The sequence below is a fragment of the Rhodovulum marinum genome, from assembly GCF_004343075.1.
Lineage (GTDB): Bacteria > Pseudomonadota > Alphaproteobacteria > Rhodobacterales > Rhodobacteraceae > Rhodovulum > Rhodovulum marinum.
Genome location: NZ_SLXP01000002.1, coordinates 24,021 through 40,559 on the forward strand (window position 1 = coordinate 24,021; position 16,539 = coordinate 40,559).

A 16,539-nucleotide genomic window follows, 5' to 3' on the forward strand; every position below is an offset into this window, starting at 1 on the left:
CCACGCGCTTGGCACGATCAGGACCGGCGCGGCGATATCTCCAGCCAAATCCCCTGTTTCGCGCGCACCGTCAGATGCGCGACCGGAACCGGGTCACAGCCTGCGACACGGGCGAAACGGTAACCGCGCACCAGCATCGCCAACAACAACGGCCCTTCGATCATCGCGAATCCCGCCCCCGTGCAGACCCGCGGCCCCGCCGAGAACGGGATGAACGCCTCGCGCAGGCAGGCCCGCCCGTTCGGTGTCGCAAAACGGTCGGGGTCGAACGCATCGGGCCTTTCCCACAATCTTTCATGCCGGTGCAGGTGCCAGGGACTGATCACGATCTGGCTGCCGCGCGCGATGCGCCGGTCACGGAACCGTTCGGGCCGCTTGGCCTCGCGCACCATCATCGGCACCGGCGGGTAAAGCCGCAGCGTCTCGCGGAACACGTCGCGGGTGAAGGTCAGTCGCCCCATGTCGCCCATGGTCGGCCGGTCGGGCAACCCCGCGGCCTCGGCCGCGACGCGGTCCTGCACATCGGGGAACAGCGCCAGCAAATACAGTGCCCACGCCAATGCCGAGGCCGAAGTCTCGTGCCCGGCCAGGAAAAAGATCGCCACCTGGTCGACCATCTCGGACGCATCGAACCCGTCACCCGTTTCGGGATCGCGCGCGGTCATGATCTTGGTGGCCAGATCGTCGGGCGCGGTCCCTCGGGCGATCTCGGCGGCGCGCTTCCGGGTCAGCGCCTCGATCAGCGTCCGAATTTCACGCGCCGTTGCCCGCGTGCGCCGACCGTGAAACCGCGGCATCCAGCCGGGTCCCCCAACGAAGGCCCCCAGATTCAAAAGCGGCTGGCCGCGCTGATAGGCGCGGAACGCATCGAACACCGTCCGCGCAACCCCATCCTCGATCGGAAGCGAGAACAGCGTGCGAAAGATCACGTCGGCCGCGGCGTGGCTGGTGACCGCCTCGATCTCGCGAAGACCGGGTCGCAGACGGGCGACTGCCGCCGAAGCGGCATCGACCATCGCCGGAAAGGTATCGCGCAAACGTCCGCCGTCGAAGGCGGGGTCGATCAGCCGCCGCTGGCGCTCCCAGGTCGCGCCGTTCGTCACGAAGACCGACTCCCCCAAAAGCGGCGCAAGACCCGCCTGCACTCGATCCGACTTCGGGAAATCGCCGGGCCGCTCCTGCAGCACCAGCCGCACCAGGTCGGGCTGATTGACCAGGTAGGACCGAAAGAACGGCGTTCGGAACTCGGCCATCTTCGCACGGTACAGCCGGGCCGGCTGGGCCGACAGGATATCCGCCCTGAACCGGCGCAGGTAACCGGCAAGTGAGACGCGGTCGGGCCGCGAACCGGGTTTCGGCGGCAGGGTCATGGCATGGTCGCGGCAAACCAGTTCAGCGGCGTCGCGATCCGCCCCGGCGAGGGCGGCTGCCCGGCAAACCGCGCCCCCAACGTCAGCGGCCCGGCCGTCACGCGGAAGTAATCGTATGTCCTCGGCCGGTCAAAGGCACAGAGATACTGGAAATGCAGCCGAAAGAACCGCCAGCGCAGCGCCCGCCAGCGCGCCGACGACAGGGTGTGGCTGAACGCCGCCGAAATCACCAGCGGCCAGCGCTGCGGCTCGGGCGCCACGCCCGACACTGCCACCGGATCGCACAGCGCAAAGGCGCAGCCGTCGCCCGGCGCAGTGACATCCACCCAGGGAATGCGCCCCTGCCCCGCCATCAGCCACAAGTCGGCCCGCAGCCGATTGGCCCGCGGCAGAAAGCTCACCATCGGCACCACCTGCCCCAGCGTCAGCAGCGATAGCGCCGGCCCATCCTCGGGCACACGGCCCGACCGCAGCAGGTCCGCCAGGATCGAAACCGCCAGATGCGCCCCCGAGGAATGACCGACGACCAGCACCTCGTCGACATCCTCGGCCAGCGCCGCGGCGATCCGGTCGGCAAATGCGCCCAGGCGGTCCTCCAGCTCTGGCGGATAGGCGCCGCCCCGGCTGGCCGTATGGGCATAATCATGCATCAGGTACCAGGCGAACAGCCGTCGGTCGCGTGCGCGGAACCAGGCCAGCACTGGCCAGACCACGACCAGGCCCAGCCACCCGACCCCCGGCAATCCGCTGGCCGCCAGCACCGCGCCCAGCCCGCGCGCGGCGGCCAGCCCGATCGCCAATTGCCCCAGCAACACCGCGATCGGATAAAGCGCGGCGATCGTCGGCCCCTTGCGCAGCCGTGCCAGCCGAAACAACGCGCCCGACCCCAGATAGGCCCAGGCGGTGCGGACAAGTTGCACATAAGTGGCCAGGATCGACGGCGACATCGACACGCGCACGATATCCGACCACACCAGCACGTCGATCCCGGTCTCGACCGACGCCCCTTCGACCTGCGCGGTTACTCGCCAGGTCTCGGGGCCCGTTCCAGACGTTACCACGATCCGAAAGCCCGAAATCGCGGCCTGTGCGGCCGCCTCTCTGCGGTACAACTCGCGGTAGCGGCGCGGCGGGAACGGGTCATAGCCGGGGATATACAGCACCCGCCGCCGCCTGACTGCTCCCGTGCCGCCCGCCATGCCGTCCCGGCCCCCGTCGTCTGCCCGACCAAGCCTAGGGCGATCAACCCAAAGTTGCCAACCCCGGAAAGGTCTCAAGCAACCAGTAGCTGAAGGCGCTGAACGCCCCCGTCACCAGGGCCAGCCCGACCGCGACCAAAAGCCCGCCCATCGCCTTTTCGATCAGGACCATATGGCGTTTCAGCCGGTTCATCACACCCATCGCGCGCTGGATGAACAGCGCGGCCAGGATGAACGGAATACCCAGCCCTGCGGCATATACCCCAAGCAGCACGGTGCCTCGGGCCACCGAGGCCTCGGACGCCGCAAGCGACAGGATCGCGCCCAGTTGCGGACCGATGCAGGGCGTCCAGCCAAAGGCAAAGGCCAGGCCCAGCAGATAGGCCCCAAGCGCCGACCCCCCCCGGTCGCCCGCATCCAGCCGCGCCTCGCGGTCGAGGATCGGAATACGGAACACACCCAGGAAATGAAGGCCGAACACGATGACCATCACGCCGGCGATACGCGCGAACCAGTCCTGGTTCTGCAGAAAGAATGCTCCGAAGGCCGAGGCGGTAAAACCCAGCAAAAGGAACACCGTCGACAGGCCCATGACAAAGAACAGCGCCGGCAAAAGCGCTCTCCGTCGCGCCTCCGTCGCGCCCGTCAGGTCCACCATGCTGATCCCGCCCATATAGGCCAGGTAGGGCGGAACGATGGGCAGCACGCAGGGGCTGAGGAAACTCAGAAGCCCGGCGACCAGCGCCACCAGCATGGCCGGCAGCAGCCCCGCGTCGATCAGCTCTATTCCGAACATCGCCATTCCTCTTCTACGCGTCCGGGCTTAGCCCAAGGCGGGCGTTTCGTCACGTGGCCACCCCTCACAAAGCCGTGGACAAGGCGCCGCAACCCGCATACTCCCGCAAAAATGGTGGTGTCTTTGGAAATAGACGCGCGAGGGTTGCGCTGCCCGCTGCCTGTGCTCAAGGCCCGCAAGGCTCTTGAGCAATTGGCCGATGGCGGACTGCTGCGGCTTTGGGCCGACGACCCTGTGGCGGTCGTGGACATCCCGCATTTCTGCAAGGAAGCGGGGCACGAGTTCATCGCGATGGAAGATTGCGAGGAAGGCCAGCTTTACCTGATCCGGCGCGGCTAGGCCGGCCCCCACTGGCGAGGGACCGGCCCCGTCATGCGATCGGCCCTAGCGGCCCAGCGACCACCACCCCCGTTTGCGAGATTTCGGCGCGGCCTCTTCTGCATCGGCCGTTTCCTCATCCTTTACCGCCGCCGTGGCGGGTTCGGGGGCCGGCTCCGGTTCCGGGGCGACGACGATTTCGGCAACGGGTTCAGGTTCAGATTCTGCCGCAGGTTCCGCAGCGGATTCGGAAACGGCGTCCAAGCTCGGCTCCGGCGCCACCTCGATCACCGGGGCGGGCTCTGCCTCGGGCGCAGCGGTATCGGCCTGGACCTCCACCTTGGTCGCCTTTCCGCCACGCGGCCGGCGGGTGCGTTTTTTCTTGGGCGTATCCTCGGCAGGCTCTGCGGCCCCGGCCGGTTCGGCGCTGTCGCTCGCCGCCTCGTCCACGGCGCCCTCCTCGTCGCCGCCGGTTTCATCGCGCATGTCGGCGCCCGTGCCCTCGCCCGGCTCGCCACCCTGGCCGGATTTCTTGCGCCGGCGCCGGCGACGGCGTTTCTTCGGCTTATCGTCGCCCTCGACGGACGGTGCGGCCGCCTCTTCGACGACTTCAGGCTCCTCGATCAACTCGGGCAACTCAGAGGTGTCGACCGAAATGACCGGTGCGGACACTTCGGGCACCGCGCGGGTCGCCGTCTTGAACCGCTCGATCGAGAAATCGGGCGAGATCAGGAACGGATCGGCCTCGATCCGCACCGACAGGCCATAGCGAGCCTCGATCTGGGCGACATGCTCGCGTTTCTGGTTCATCAGGAAGTTCACGATGCCCACCGGTGCCTTCAGCAGCACCTCGCGCGAGCGTCCGCGCACGCCCTCTTCCTCAAGCTGGCGCAGGATCGACAGCGCCAGGTTGTCATCGGACCGGATCAAACCGGTGCCGTGGCAGCTGGGGCACGGCTGGGTCGTCGCCTCGATCATGCCCGGCCGCAACCGCTGGCGGCTCATCTCCAAGAGGCCAAAGCCCGAGATACGGCCCACCTGGATCCGCGCACGGTCGTTCTTCAGCTTGTCCTTCAGGCGCTTCTCGACGGCGGCGTTGTTCTTCCGCTCTTCCATGTCGATGAAGTCGATCACGATCAGCCCGGCCAGGTCCCGCAGACGCAGCTGGCGCGCCACCTCCTCCGCGGCCTCCAGGTTCGTCTTCAGCGCGGTTTCCTCGATCGAGCCTTCCTTGGTCGCCCGGCCCGAGTTCACGTCGATCGCAACCAGTGCCTCGGTCACGCCGATCACGATATAGCCGCCCGATTTCAACTGAACGGTCGGGTTGAACATCGAGGACAGGTAGCTTTCCACCTGGAACCGCGCGAGCAGCGGCATCGGATCGGTGTAATGCTTCACGTTCTTGGCATGGGACGGCATGATCATCTTCATGAAGTCCTTGGCCACGCGATAGCCGCGTTCGCCCTCGACCAACACCTCGTCGATCTCGCGCGAGTAAAGGTCGCGGATCGACCGCTTGATCAGGTCCCCTTCCTCATAGATCGGCGCGGGCGCGATGGATTTCAGCGTCAGTTCCCGGATCTGTTCCCACAACCGCTGAAGGTATTCGTAATCGCGCTTGATCTCGGACTTGGTGCGTTGCGCGCCGGCGGTCCGGATGATCAGGCCGGCGCCCTCGGGCACGTCAAGCTCACCCGCGATTTCCTTGAGTTTCTTGCGATCCGCGGCGTTGGTGATCTTGCGCGAAATGCCGCCGCCGCGCGCGGTGTTGGGCATCAGCACGCAATAGCGGCCGGCGAGGCTCAGATAGGTCGTCAGCGCCGCGCCCTTGTTGCCGCGTTCCTCCTTGACCACCTGCACCAGCATGATCTGCCGGACCTTGATGACCTCCTGGATCTTGTAGCGGCGCGGACGGGCTTTGCGCGGGCGGATCTCCTCGGCAACGTCTTCTTCCGCGACCGATTCGATATGGTCGTCGCGCTCTGCGGGCTCCGCGATGTCCTCTTCCGCTTCGACCGCATCGTCCGACGCCGCATCCGGTGCATCGGCCTCCGGTTCGGCGGCCTCGTCACGGTCGGATTTGCGCGCGGGCTTGCGACGGCGGCGGGTCGTCTTGCGCGGCTTGGCCTCTTCGCTCGCGGTCTCGATAGGTTCGGCGGTCACCTCGTCATCGGGCGCCAGATCGACGACATCCATGCCGGGTATGTCGGCCGGCTCGCGGGTTTCCACGGGATCGTCGCTGCGCGCGGCGGCGGCGATGGTGGTGCTGGGCGGCGCATCATCGACGTTACCCGCATCCTGCGGCCGGTCGAGCGATTCGCCCTCCGGTTGAGAGACCTCCGCGACGTCGGCCGCATCATCGGTGCCCGCTTCGGCCACGGAACCTTCGATCGCCTCCGCAGGCGCGGCTTCGGGTTCTGCCCGGGATTTCCGCCGCGAGCGGGTGCGCTTTTTCGGCTTGGCCTTTTCGGCCGGTTCGTCCTCGTCGATCTCCTCGGCCAGCGCGCGCTCCTCGGCCAGCAATGCCTCACGGTCGGCAACCGGGATCTGGTAGTAATCCGGATGGATTTCCGAGAAGGCGAGGAAGCCGTGCCGATTGCCGCCGTAATCCACGAAAGCCGCCTGGAGCGAGGGCTCCACGCGAGTGACTTTCGCTAGATAGATATTACCGGCGAGCTGCCGCTTGTTGACGCTTTCGAAGTCGAAATCATCAACCCTGTTTCCGTCAACCACGACCACGCGGGTTTCTTCCGCGTGGGTGGCGTCGATAAGCATTTTCTTTGCCATGTCAATTCTTTGCACCACGGCGGACCGCCCGTCCCCGGAGGAACAAGGCGGCGCGGTGGGTGTCTTGTTGGGGCGTGGTCGCACGCAAACGGCCGGTGGGCGGCCCGTGGCCTGCCCGTCCCGTATCCGATTATGGTGGCGCGCTCCATCGCGGTTCGTCTCCGATGCCGCATGGGGGCGCGGCATCCGTTGCTAAGTCCCGGCGACCCTTGGGTCCCGGGGATGCTGTGGGTCCTTTCGGAACCCGATCGGTCTGTTTCGTGCTGGTCCCGGCGATGTTGCCGCGGGACGCGCGAAAGACAGCGAAACTCGTTCGAAGCGGCGGCGCGCCCCTCGGGACGGACCACCGCTCGGCGACATTAGCGGCAGAGCGCAGCCAAATACAATGCCTTTTTCCGCCGCATTCCGCCCTAAAGATAGTCGGCGCGGCTCAAACCGTACTTGGCCATCTTCTCGTTAAGCGTGCGCCGGGGCAGGCAAAGCTCCTCCATCACGCCCGCGATGGACCCCTTGTGGCGGCGCATCGTGTTGTCGATCAGCATCCTCTCGAACGCCTCGACATATTCCTTCAGCGGCTTGCCCTCGGTGGTCATCACCGGGCGCGTTGCCTCGTTGTCGGCCATCAGAAGGCTGGCGATCGTGCCCGAACCGCGCCGGTTCTGCAGCACCGCGCGTTCGGCCACGTTGATCAACTGCCGCACATTCCCCGGCCAGGGCGCCTGCATCAGTTGCGCGGCCTCTTGGGCGGTCACCTCGGGCGCTTCGCAGCCGTATTCCTCGGCGAACTGTTCGGACAGGCGGTTGAACAGCGTCAGGATATCCTCGCCGCGTGCGCGCAACGGCGGCAGGGTGATCTTCATCGCGGCGAGACGGTAGAACAGGTCGGGGCGCAGCACGTCCTCGACGGTCTTGTCCTGCTCCTGCAGGTTCGACACCGCGATGATCCGCGTCTCGGCCGGGCTGCCCTGGTCGTTGATGAAGGTCAGAAGACGGGCCTGAAGCGCGGGCGACAAGGCCTCGACATCCTCCAGGCACAGCGTGCCGCCGCGCGCCTCCTCGACCGCCGGAATCGCGCCGCCCTCTTCGACCGGGCCGAACAGCTTGGCCGACAGGGCGTCGGGTTCATGCGCGGCACAGGCGATCTGGACGAATTTCTTTCCCGCCCGCGGCCCCACGGCGTGCAGCGCATGCGCCACCAGCGTCTTGCCGGTGCCGGTCTCGCCGTCGATCAGCACATGCCCGTCGGCCTGGCCCAGGTCCAGGATGTCCTCGCGCAGCCGTTCCATCACCGGCGAGGACCCGATCAGTTTCTTCACCAGAACCGTGCCATCCCCCAACTCGCGGCGCAGCGCGCGGTTGTCCAGCGTCAGCCGGCGCGCCTGGCTGGCGCGTTTCGCCAATTCCGTCATGCGGTCGGGGTTGAACGGCTTTTCCATGAAATCATAGGCGCCGATCCGCATCGCCTCGACCGCCATCGGCACGTCGCCATGGCCGGTGATCATGATCACCGGCAGCGTGGAATCGAGGCTCATCAGCTTTTTCAGGAACGAGATCCCGTCCATGCCCGGCATCTTGATGTCGGTGACCACCACGCCCGGGTAATCGGGCCCGATCTCCTTCAGTGCATCCTCGGCCCGCGCAAAAGTCGCGGTCTCGAAACCGCTCAGCGCCAGCCACTGGCTGATCGACTGGCGCATGTCCTGCTCGTCATCGACAATCGCGATCTTCATGGCCTGGGGCATTCCTGGTTATTTACTCCGCTGCTTCCACGTCCTGCCCCAATATGGGCAGCTGAACCTCGAATACCGCGCCCCCCTCGCGCCCGTTACGCGCGGTCAGGCGCCCGCCGAGATCGTTCACGATCCCCGACGAGATCGCAAGGCCAAGCCCGACGCCATCGCCGGGCTGCTTGGTGGTGTAGAAAGGTTCGAACAGGTTCTCGAGATCCTCGATCCCGTGACCGTTGTCACGCACGGTCATCGTGGCGGTTTCCCCCGCAGAAAGGATCACGTCGACCTGGGGCTGATCGACCTCGCGCGTGGCGTCCAGGGCGTTCCTCAGCAGGTTGATGATGACCTGCTCCAGACGCACCCGGTCGGCCATCACCATCACCGGTTCGCGCGGCAGCGTCCGCGTGATCGTGACCTGGCGGCGCTTCAGCTGGGGCTCCATCATCGACAAGGCGCCCGAAACGCAGGACCGCACATCCAGCGGCTCGAACGCGTCGCCGCCCTTGCGCGCATAGCTTTTCAGCTGTCGGGTGATCGCGCCCATCCGCTCGATCAGGTCGTCGATCCGCTGGAACGAGGACAGCGCCTCGTCGGGGCGCTTGCGCTGCAGCAAAAGCCGCGCGCCGGCCAGGTAGGTCTTCATCGCGGCCAGCGGCTGGTTCAGCTCGTGGCTGACCGCCGCCGACATCTCGCCCAGCGCGGCCAGCTTGGAACTTTGCGCCAGCGTCTGCTCGGCCACCTCCAGGTTCTTCTCGGCCCGCTCGCGCTCGGCGATTTCGCGCTGCAGGCGTATGTTCAACTCGCGCAATTCCGCGGTCTCGCGCTGGAACACGATCGACCGCAACTGTGCGCGCCGCGACATGAGGTAGAAGGTCAACGCCAGCAGGATCGCGAACCCCATGATCTCCAGGGCCAGCACGGAATTCACCTTGTCGCGGATCGATACGTAGGAGGTAAAGGACACGATCCGCCAGCCGCGGAACGGGATGCGCGCATCGTTGCGCATCACCGCCTCGCCCATCATATAGGCATCGGGCGGCAACGCGCCCCAGTCGGCCGTGGCCTGCAAAGCACGCCGGATCGCCGAGGGCGGCGAACGTACCGACAGCGCCTCTTCCACCGTGCGCCCGCGCCAGCGCGGTTCGGTCGACAGGATGATCTGACCTTCGCTGTCGGTGACGATGATCGCATCCGCGATCCCCGCCCAGCTTTGCTCGAACTTGGCCAGGTCAACGCCCACCACGATCACGCCCGCCTTGCGCCGGTCGGCCGTGATCGAACGCGAATAGGTAAATGTATAGGCGCCCGCCTCGGTCCGCGAAGTGATGAAAACCGTGTCGTTCGACCGCTGCGCCTCGACGAAGAACGGCGCACTTCGCAGGTTGGTCCCGATCTTCGCCCGGTCCGTCGCCGCGACCACCCGGCCGGAATTGTCCAGCAACATCAGCGAGGCCGCGCCGATATCGTCGACATAAGAGATCAGCCGCTGCGAACTTTGCGAGAAATCAGAACTGTCCAGCGCCTGGATCAGCGTCGGGTCGCGCGACAGCAACAGCGGCACGACCGAGGCGCGCTGCAATTCGCTGACCACGTTGCCGGAATACAGCGCCAGCCGCACCTGCGCCCGGTTCCGCGTGCTTTCGGTGAACCGCTCCGTCAGCCAGGTATTTGTCACCCAGACCGTCGCCACCGCCACCAGGATCAGCAGCAGCAACGCCATGCGCTTCCGCCACTCGCCCCCAACGGGCGGACGGCTGAAACCGGCCTGTCGAATGATCCCCAGCAGCATGACCGCAAGGTTACGCCGAGGCCGGGGCCTGCTCAAGCGACTCCGCCTCAGGCCGGCGTCAGCGCGCCGATCAGCGAGCGGAAAAGCGCCGCCCCGTCGGTGCCGCCATGTGCCGGTTCCGCGGCGCGTTCGGGATGCGGCATAAGCCCCAGCACGCGGCGGTTTTCCGACAGGATCCCGGCGATATCGGCCACCGACCCGTTGGGGTTGTCGGCATAGCGGAACGCGATCCGGTCTTCGCCGCTCAACCGCGCCACCAGATCGGCATCGCCCACGTAGTTCCCGTCATGGTGCGCGACGGGAATGGTGATCCGCTGCCCTGCCTCGTAGCCCGAGGTAAAGGCGCTGTCGCCGGTTTCCACGATCAGATCGACCGGCTTGCAGACGAATTTCAGCCCTGCATTGCGCATCAGCGCGCCGGGCAGGATGCCGGTCTCGGTCAGCACCTGAAAGCCGTTGCAGATGCCCAGCGCAAAACCGCCCCGGTGGGTATGCTCGATCACCGCCCGCGTGATCGGCGAGCGCGCGGCGATCGCGCCGCAGCGCAAATAGTCGCCGAACGAGAACCCGCCGGGAATGCCCACCACGTCGACGCCCGCCGGCAGCGCGTCCTCCTTGTGCCAGACCATCGTGACCTCGGCGCCGGCCGCGCGGAAGGCCACCGCAAGGTCGCGGTCGCAGTTCGAGCCGGGGAAGACGAGAACGGCGGCTTTCATGTCGGGGCTCCTCGATCAGGACTGGAAATCGGTGATGACGGCGACACCGGGCGGCGCCGGTGCATCAAAGGCGGCAAGCTCGTCGCTGGCCTGGCTCAGGCGCACGCGCCGCGCGATCAGCGGCGTCAGGTCCACGTGCCCGCCATCGATCAGCGACAACAACGACGGGTAACGCCAGGCGGGCATACCGCGCGTGCCATAAACGGCCAGCTGTCCGGAATAGACCGCGTCCATCGGCAGTTCCATCGTGGTGTGCTCGCCCGCGGGCATACCCACCTGAACCATCCGGCCCAGCTTTCGCAGTGCGCGCAGCGCGCCGGCGGTGGTCTCGGGAATGCCCAGCGCCTCGATCGCGACATGGGCGCCGCCCCCGGTGATCTCGCGCACCGCGTCGGCCGCATCGCCCGTGCGCGCGTCCACCACGGCATGCGCGCCCAGTTCGGTCGCATAGGCCAGCTTGTCCGGCACCACATCGACCACGACCACCCGCGCGCCCAAAGCCCGGCCCAGCAACAGCGCCGAAATCCCCACGCCGCCGCCGCCGAACACCGCCAGCCACTCGCCCGGCTTCAACGCCGCACGCCCCGTCAACGCCTGCCACGCGGTCGTCACCCGGCAGCCAAGGGCGGCGGCCAGCGCGGGTTCCATCCTCTCGGGCAGGCGCGTCAGGTTGCTATCGGCATAAGGCACCGCGATCAGTTCCGCGAAGGCGCCCGCCTGCGTGAAGCCCGGAAGCGCCTGGCTCGCGCAGATCGTCTGGTTGCCCGCGGCACAATCCGGGCAACGCCCACAGGCCAGGATGAACGGCGCGATCACCCGGTCGCCCACGGACCAGCGCGTGACCGCGGGCCCGACCTCCTCGACCACCCCGCAATATTCGTGCCCCGGGATATGCGGCAGCGACACGTCGGAGTCGGCGCCGGTCCAGGCGTGCCAGTCGGACCGGCACACCCCGCAGGCCAGAACCTTCAGCACCACGCCATCGGGCGGGCAGGCCGGATCCTCGACCATGGACAGTTCCAGCGGCTTGCGCCAGCCGGTCAGCAGCGCCGCGCGCATCTCAGCCGATCTCGATGTCGTAGCGTTCGATCACGGTATTCGCGAGCAGCTTCTCGCACATCTCGCGCACCTTCGCGCGGGCGGCCTCTGTGTCGGTCTCGTGCAGTTCCAGGTCGATCACCTTGCCCTGGCGCACATCGCCCACCCCTTCGAAACCAAGCGCGCCCAGCGCATGTGCCACCGCCTGTCCCTGCGGGTCCAGAACGCCGTCCTTGAGCATCACGTGAACGCGGGCCTTCATCGTCTCGTCCTTCCTTCGCTCGGCACCGGCCCTGAAACGGAACCGGCGCGCATCGGTCACATCAACTCAGCGGCGCCGGCCATGCTTGCCGCGGGCGCCCGTAGGGTGGGGGTCATGTCCGGTTCGGATTTGTGATGACACAAGCCGGACACGCTTTCCCTTTCAATTGATCAGGGTGGGCTTCGTCGGGTGGGTGACGTTGGTGGGCAGCACCCCCAGCCGCTTGGCGACCTCGGTATAGGCATCCGTCAGGCTGCCCAGGTCGCGGCGGAACACGTCCTTGTCCAGGTGATCGCCCGTCTTGACATCCCACAGCCGGCAGGAATCCGGGCTGATCTCGTCGGCGACCACGAGGCGCATGAAATCGCCGTCCCAGATGCGCCCGATCTCGATCTTGAAATCCACCAGCTTGATACCGACCGCCAGCATGACGCCGGAAAGGAAATCGTTCACCCTGAGCGCAAGCGCCACCATGTCATCCAGGTCCTGCTGGGTGGCCCAGCCAAAGGCGATGATGTGTTCCTCGGTGACCAGCGGATCACCCAGCGCGTCGTCCTTGAAATAGAACTCGACGATGGGCCGGGGCAGCGCGGTGCCCTCCTCGATGCCCAGGCGCTTGGACATCGACCCGGCGGCGGTATTGCGCACCACCACTTCCAGCGGGATGATCTCGACCTGGCGGATCAGCTGCTCGCGCATGTTGATGCGCTTGATGAAATGGGTGGGTACCCCGATCGCGTTCAGCCCGGTCATGAAGAATTCGGACAGGCGGTTGTTCAACACCCCCTTGCCCTCGATCACGTCGTGCTTCTCGGCGTTGAAGGCGGTGGCGTCGTCCTTGAAATACTGCACCAGGGTGCCCGGCTCCGGGCCTTCGTACAGGATCTTCGCCTTGCCCTCGTAGATTTTCTTGCGCCGTGCCATGGAAACTCCGAATCCGGGAGGCGCGGGAAACGGACGCCCGCGCATATGTGCTGAACCTTTAGGGCAAGCGGGAGCGTGCCGCAAGGCGGCGCACTCGGCGCTCGCGGGCCGTTGCAACGCCTGATGACGCTACGTCACATGCAATTTTTCTAATACTAAAGCATGGCCGACCTTGACGTATACAATTGCATACCCGATGTCGCGTCGCGCACTCGCGCCGAAGTAGCAGCCCACCAGCCCCTTCGCGCCGATGGCGAACAATGCTGCCGAAGGGGTACAAGCAATGAATATTCCTGTGATCGACCGCGCGGCGCCCGTCTGCGCGCGCGCCCAAGAGGTCATCTTCGCATCGCGCGAGCGTGTCTGGGACGTCCTGACCGATTTCAGGCGCTGGCCGGCCTGGAACCCGGCCTTTCGGCGGGTCGTGCTGCATGGCGCCCTGGCCGAGGGGGCCTGCGTGACCTGGACGACAAGTCACGGGATGACGTTCCAGACCCAGGTCGCTTCGCTGGATCGCTACAATTGCATCGCCTGGCTGGGCTCCACCGCGGCAATGCGTGCGGCCTACATGCTCACGCTGGCCTCCGATCCCGGTCGGACCTGCGCCAGCCTCGAGGCTTCGGTGGAGTCGGGCCTCGCCCGGCTGATGCCCCAATTCACCCAGCGTGCGCTCCATGCGAGCCTTGCCCGGGGCCTTGCCGCGCTGCGACGCGAAGCCCAGCGATGCGCACAAAACCCAGCGATGCGCCCAATCGCGGCCAAGATCGGCGGCTCAGGCGCAGGCAGCCCCTAGGCATCGGGCACATCTTCCCTTAAATGGCTCTCGAAACCGGATTCCCAGGAGGGCTCAAGGCCGATGACCACCTTCGACGACCGCGAGAACGCGTTTGAGAACAAGTTCGCCCACGATTCCGAAATGCAATTCCGGGCCGAAGCCCGCCGCAACAAGCTTCTGGGCCTCTGGGCGGCCGAGTTGATGGGCCTGTCCGAAGAGGCCTCGCTCGAATACGCCAAGGAAGTGGTGAAGGCCGATTTCGAAGAGGTGGGCGACGAAGACGTCTACCGCAAGGTCGCGGGCGATCTCGGCACCAAGGCCGACGAGGCGACGATCCGCGCCAAGATGGCCGAACTGATGGCCGTCGCCAAGGAACAGATCATGACCGAAAGCTGAGGCGCCGCGGGTCGCAACGCGCCCCCACCCGCCATCAGCGCCTCGCGCGGGGGCGCGCCGCCTGCGCCCCTGCCCGACCGGCGGCCCGCCTCGGCCGCCGCCTGCCTTTCGAAAGGACGCCACCCATGACCGACGCGCTTTCCCGCCTGCTCGAAACCCGCGACTGGCTGATGGCCGACGGTGCCACCGGCACCAACCTGTTCAACATGGGGCTGGCCTCGGGCGAGGCGCCGGAACTGTGGAACACCGACGCGCCCGACAAGATCCGCGCGCTGTACCGTGGCGCGGTCGAGGCGGGATCGGACATCTTCCTGACCAACAGCTTCGGCGGCAACGCCTCGCGGCTGAAACTGCACGATGCGCAGGGCCGCGTGGCCGAGTTGAACCGGGTCGCGGCGGAACTGGGCCGCGACATCGCCGACGCCGCCGGCCGCCCCGTCGTGGTGGCGGGCTCGGTCGGGCCGACCGGCGAGATCATGCAGCCCATGGGCCCGCTTTCCTACGCCTCCGCCGTCGAGATCTTCCACGAACAGGCAGAGGCGTTGAAATCCGGCGGCGCCGATGTGCTGTGGGTCGAAACGATCAGCGCCCCCGATGAATTCAAGGCCGCCGCCGAGGCCTGCAAGCTGGCAGAAATGCCCTGGTGCGGCACGATGAGCTTTGACACCGCCGGGCGCACCATGATGGGCGTGACCTCCGCCGACCTGGTGGAACTGGTCGAGAAACTGCCCGCCAAGCCCATCGCCTTCGGTGCGAATTGCGGCGTGGGCGCCTCGGACCTGTTGCGCACCGTGCTGGGATTCGCCGCGGCCGGGACCGAACGGCCGATCATCGCCAAGGGTAATGCCGGCATTCCGAAATATGTCGACGGGCACATCCATTACGACGGCACGCCCGAGTTGATGGCCGATTACGCGGTGCTTGCGCGCGACTGCGGCGCGACGATCATCGGCGGCTGCTGCGGTACCACGCCCGAGCATCTGCGCGCGATGCGCGCAGCCCTTGAAACCCGCCCCCGCGGCCCCCGGCCCAGCCTCGACGAAATCGCCTCTCGGCTCGGCGGCTTTTCCTCGGCCTCGGACGGCACCGGGGACAGCGAAACACCCGCACGGACCCGGCGGCGCCGGCGCGGATAACCGCGCCCGGCAGACCACCTCGCCCGCGCGTGCCGGCACGCCGGAGCCGGGTTTTTTCTTGGTCGAAATACTCCGGGGGTTCCGGGGGGCAGCGCCCCCCGACGGATCGCCTTGGCTTGGCCAAGGCGAAAATAGCCCTTTTCAGAACAGCGTCAGCTGATCGCCCGGCCGCGGCGGCACCCGGAACAGGTCCACCCGCAACTCCGGCAACTCGCGCGCAAGCCCCAGCCGCGCCGCCGCGACCCGGAAGCGCTGGCCGATCATCTGCGCGTAAGGTCCCTCGCCGCGCATCCGTCGGCCCCAGTGCGCACTGTACTCCTGCCCCCCATGCATCTCGCGCAGCCGCGCCATCACCCGCTCCGCCCGGCCGGGCGCGTGCCGTTCCAGCCAGTCGCGGAACAAGCCGGACACTTCCAGCGGCAGGCGCAGCATGACCCAGGTCGCCGCCACCGCACCGGCCCGCGCGGCACTTGACAGGATCGCCTCGATCTCGTGATCGGTCAGCGCCGGGATCACCGGGGCCACCATCGCGCGCACCTCGACCCCCGCCGCGGCCAGTTGCTCGATCATCCGCAGCCGCCGCGCCGGCGCGGGGGCGCGCGGCTCCATCGCACGGGCCAGCCCCGCGTCCAGCGTGGTCAGCGACACGCCCACCCGCACCAGCCCAAGCCCGGCCATTTCGGACAGCAGGTCCAGGTCGCGCTCGATCAGCGTGCCGCGGGTGACGATGCCCACCGGGTGACGAAACTCCAGCAGCACCTCCAGCAACCGCCGCATGATCCGCTGCTGCGCCTCGACCGGCTGGTAGGGGTCGGTATTGGTGCCGATCGCGATGGTGCGCGGCCGGTAGGACGCACGCGCAAGTTCCTGCGCCAGAAGTTCGGGCGCCTCTGGCCGCGCCACCAGCCGCGTCTCGAAATCCAGACCGGGCGACAGGCCCAGCCAGGCATGGCTCGGCCGGGCAAAGCAATAGACGCAGCCATGTTCGCAGCCCCGGTAGGGGTTGATCGACCGGTCGAACGGCACGTCGGGAGAGGCATTCCGGGTGATGACCCGACGGGGCCGTTCCAGCCGCAATTCGGTGCGCAGCACCGGCAGGTCGCCCTCGGGCGTCCAGCCGTCATCGACCGCCTCGGCCCTCAGCCTGTCATAGCGGTTCGCGGGGTTGGAAACGGCGCCCCGGCCGGGCGCGCGGGCAAGCGGGCGGTCCATGGGGAAAGCTTGGAACATTATGCGAACCCACGCAACCCGCGCCGATCGCCGTGGACAGGTTGCAACCGACCCGCTCTAATGGCCTTCGAAC

The 16,539-nt window shown here is 67.1% G+C and carries 15 protein-coding genes; 4 read left to right on the forward strand and 11 right to left on the reverse strand.

Annotated features, from left to right (window positions below; translation table 11 throughout):
* Positions 1-17 precede the first annotated feature (17 nt).
* Genes EV662_RS03250 through EV662_RS03260 form a run of 3 tightly spaced genes read right to left on the reverse strand, consistent with a single transcriptional unit; the run spans position 18 to position 3,365 of the window.
* Complete coding sequence (locus EV662_RS03250) at positions 18-1,370, reverse strand: cytochrome P450 (RefSeq protein ID WP_132460715.1); 1,353 nt, start codon at positions 1,368-1,370, stop codon at positions 18-20.
* Positions 1,367-2,569 (reverse strand): hypothetical protein, encoded by a 1,203-nt coding sequence (locus EV662_RS03255; protein WP_132460716.1) that lies wholly within the window; start codon positions 2,567-2,569, stop codon positions 1,367-1,369. The genes EV662_RS03250 and EV662_RS03255 overlap by 4 nt, the downstream gene beginning before the upstream one ends.
* Before the next feature lie 43 nt (positions 2,570-2,612).
* Positions 2,613-3,365, reverse strand: a complete 753-nt coding sequence (locus tag EV662_RS03260; protein ID WP_132460717.1) for a cytochrome c biogenesis CcdA family protein — start codon at positions 3,363-3,365, stop codon at positions 2,613-2,615.
* A 111-nt stretch (positions 3,366-3,476) separates the two neighbouring features.
* On the opposite strand from EV662_RS03260, the gene EV662_RS03265 reads away from it, so the two are divergent.
* Positions 3,477-3,704 (forward strand): sulfurtransferase TusA family protein, encoded by a 228-nt coding sequence (locus tag EV662_RS03265; RefSeq protein ID WP_132460718.1) that lies wholly within the window; start codon positions 3,477-3,479, stop codon positions 3,702-3,704.
* Positions 3,705-3,749: 45 nt separating this feature from the next.
* Here EV662_RS03265 and EV662_RS03270 read toward each other — a convergent pair whose 3' ends face one another.
* From EV662_RS03270 to purC, 7 genes are all read right to left on the reverse strand, one after another.
* Complete coding sequence (locus tag EV662_RS03270) at positions 3,750-6,470, reverse strand: Rne/Rng family ribonuclease (protein WP_132460719.1); 2,721 nt, start codon at positions 6,468-6,470, stop codon at positions 3,750-3,752.
* A 410-nt stretch (positions 6,471-6,880) separates the two neighbouring features.
* Positions 6,881-8,212: a sigma-54-dependent transcriptional regulator gene (locus EV662_RS03275; protein WP_132460720.1), complete on the reverse strand. Its 1,332-nt coding sequence runs from the start codon at positions 8,210-8,212 to the stop codon at positions 6,881-6,883.
* Between the two features lie 10 nt (positions 8,213-8,222).
* Positions 8,223-9,920: a sensor histidine kinase gene (locus EV662_RS03280; RefSeq protein WP_243695755.1), complete on the reverse strand. Its 1,698-nt coding sequence runs from the start codon at positions 9,918-9,920 to the stop codon at positions 8,223-8,225.
* A gap of 116 nt (positions 9,921-10,036) precedes the next feature.
* Positions 10,037-10,705, reverse strand: a complete 669-nt coding sequence (gene purQ / locus EV662_RS03285; protein ID WP_132460722.1) for a phosphoribosylformylglycinamidine synthase subunit PurQ — start codon at positions 10,703-10,705, stop codon at positions 10,037-10,039.
* 15 nt (positions 10,706-10,720) lie between these two features.
* Positions 10,721-11,764, reverse strand: coding sequence for a zinc-dependent alcohol dehydrogenase family protein (locus EV662_RS03290; RefSeq protein ID WP_132460723.1), 1,044 nt, complete (start codon positions 11,762-11,764; stop codon positions 10,721-10,723).
* A 1-nt stretch (position 11,765) separates the two neighbouring features.
* Positions 11,766-12,005 carry a phosphoribosylformylglycinamidine synthase subunit PurS gene (gene purS / locus EV662_RS03295; protein ID WP_132460724.1) on the reverse strand — a complete coding sequence of 80 codons (240 nt, stop codon included), beginning with the start codon at positions 12,003-12,005 and terminating at the stop codon, positions 11,766-11,768.
* Positions 12,006-12,167: 162 nt separating this feature from the next.
* Positions 12,168-12,929 (reverse strand): phosphoribosylaminoimidazolesuccinocarboxamide synthase, encoded by a 762-nt coding sequence (gene purC, locus EV662_RS03300; RefSeq protein WP_132460725.1) that lies wholly within the window; start codon positions 12,927-12,929, stop codon positions 12,168-12,170.
* 283 nt (positions 12,930-13,212) lie between these two features.
* Here purC and EV662_RS03305 point away from each other — a divergent pair, with 283 nt between their 5' ends.
* The 3 genes from EV662_RS03305 (at position 13,213) to bmt (ending at position 15,236) form a co-directional block, all read left to right on the forward strand.
* A complete protein-coding gene (locus tag EV662_RS03305; RefSeq protein WP_165915502.1) occupies positions 13,213-13,722 on the forward strand; it encodes an SRPBCC family protein in 510 nt (169 codons plus the stop codon).
* Between the two features lie 63 nt (positions 13,723-13,785).
* Positions 13,786-14,100, forward strand: a complete 315-nt coding sequence (locus EV662_RS03310; protein WP_132460727.1) for a DUF1476 domain-containing protein — start codon at positions 13,786-13,788, stop codon at positions 14,098-14,100.
* 125 nt (positions 14,101-14,225) lie between these two features.
* Complete coding sequence (bmt, locus tag EV662_RS03315; protein WP_132460728.1) at positions 14,226-15,236, forward strand: betaine--homocysteine S-methyltransferase; 1,011 nt, start codon at positions 14,226-14,228, stop codon at positions 15,234-15,236.
* A gap of 141 nt (positions 15,237-15,377) precedes the next feature.
* Here bmt and EV662_RS03320 read toward each other — a convergent pair whose 3' ends face one another.
* Complete coding sequence (locus EV662_RS03320; RefSeq protein ID WP_132460729.1) at positions 15,378-16,448, reverse strand: PA0069 family radical SAM protein; 1,071 nt, start codon at positions 16,446-16,448, stop codon at positions 15,378-15,380.
* Positions 16,449-16,539 lie beyond the last annotated feature (91 nt).

What these genes read in the sequence shown, in the direction of transcription:
- EV662_RS03280 (WP_243695755.1), bottom strand. Translation starts at nt 9,920, where the DNA reads ATGGCGTTGCTGCTGCTGATCCTGGTGGCGGTGGCGACGGTCTGGGTG.
- purC (WP_132460725.1), bottom strand. Translation starts at nt 12,929, where the DNA reads ATGGCACGGCGCAAGAAAATCTACGAGGGCAAGGCGAAGATCCTGTAC.
- EV662_RS03255 (WP_132460716.1), bottom strand. Translation starts at nt 2,569, where the DNA reads ATGGCGGGCGGCACGGGAGCAGTCAGGCGGCGGCGGGTGCTGTATATC.
- bmt (WP_132460728.1), top strand. Translation starts at nt 14,226, where the DNA reads ATGACCGACGCGCTTTCCCGCCTGCTCGAAACCCGCGACTGGCTGATG.
- EV662_RS03310 (WP_132460727.1), top strand. Translation starts at nt 13,786, where the DNA reads ATGACCACCTTCGACGACCGCGAGAACGCGTTTGAGAACAAGTTCGCC.
- EV662_RS03260 (WP_132460717.1), bottom strand. Translation starts at nt 3,365, where the DNA reads ATGTTCGGAATAGAGCTGATCGACGCGGGGCTGCTGCCGGCCATGCTG.
- EV662_RS03265 (WP_132460718.1), top strand. Translation starts at nt 3,477, where the DNA reads ATGGTGGTGTCTTTGGAAATAGACGCGCGAGGGTTGCGCTGCCCGCTG.
- EV662_RS03275 (WP_132460720.1), bottom strand. Translation starts at nt 8,212, where the DNA reads ATGCCCCAGGCCATGAAGATCGCGATTGTCGATGACGAGCAGGACATG.
- EV662_RS03270 (WP_132460719.1), bottom strand. Translation starts at nt 6,470, where the DNA reads ATGGCAAAGAAAATGCTTATCGACGCCACCCACGCGGAAGAAACCCGC.
- purS (WP_132460724.1), bottom strand. Translation starts at nt 12,005, where the DNA reads ATGAAGGCCCGCGTTCACGTGATGCTCAAGGACGGCGTTCTGGACCCG.
- EV662_RS03305 (WP_165915502.1), top strand. Translation starts at nt 13,213, where the DNA reads ATGAATATTCCTGTGATCGACCGCGCGGCGCCCGTCTGCGCGCGCGCC.
- purQ (WP_132460722.1), bottom strand. Translation starts at nt 10,705, where the DNA reads ATGAAAGCCGCCGTTCTCGTCTTCCCCGGCTCGAACTGCGACCGCGAC.
- EV662_RS03320 (WP_132460729.1), bottom strand. Translation starts at nt 16,448, where the DNA reads ATGGACCGCCCGCTTGCCCGCGCGCCCGGCCGGGGCGCCGTTTCCAAC.
- EV662_RS03290 (WP_132460723.1), bottom strand. Translation starts at nt 11,764, where the DNA reads ATGCGCGCGGCGCTGCTGACCGGCTGGCGCAAGCCGCTGGAACTGTCC.
- EV662_RS03250 (WP_132460715.1), bottom strand. Translation starts at nt 1,370, where the DNA reads ATGACCCTGCCGCCGAAACCCGGTTCGCGGCCCGACCGCGTCTCACTT.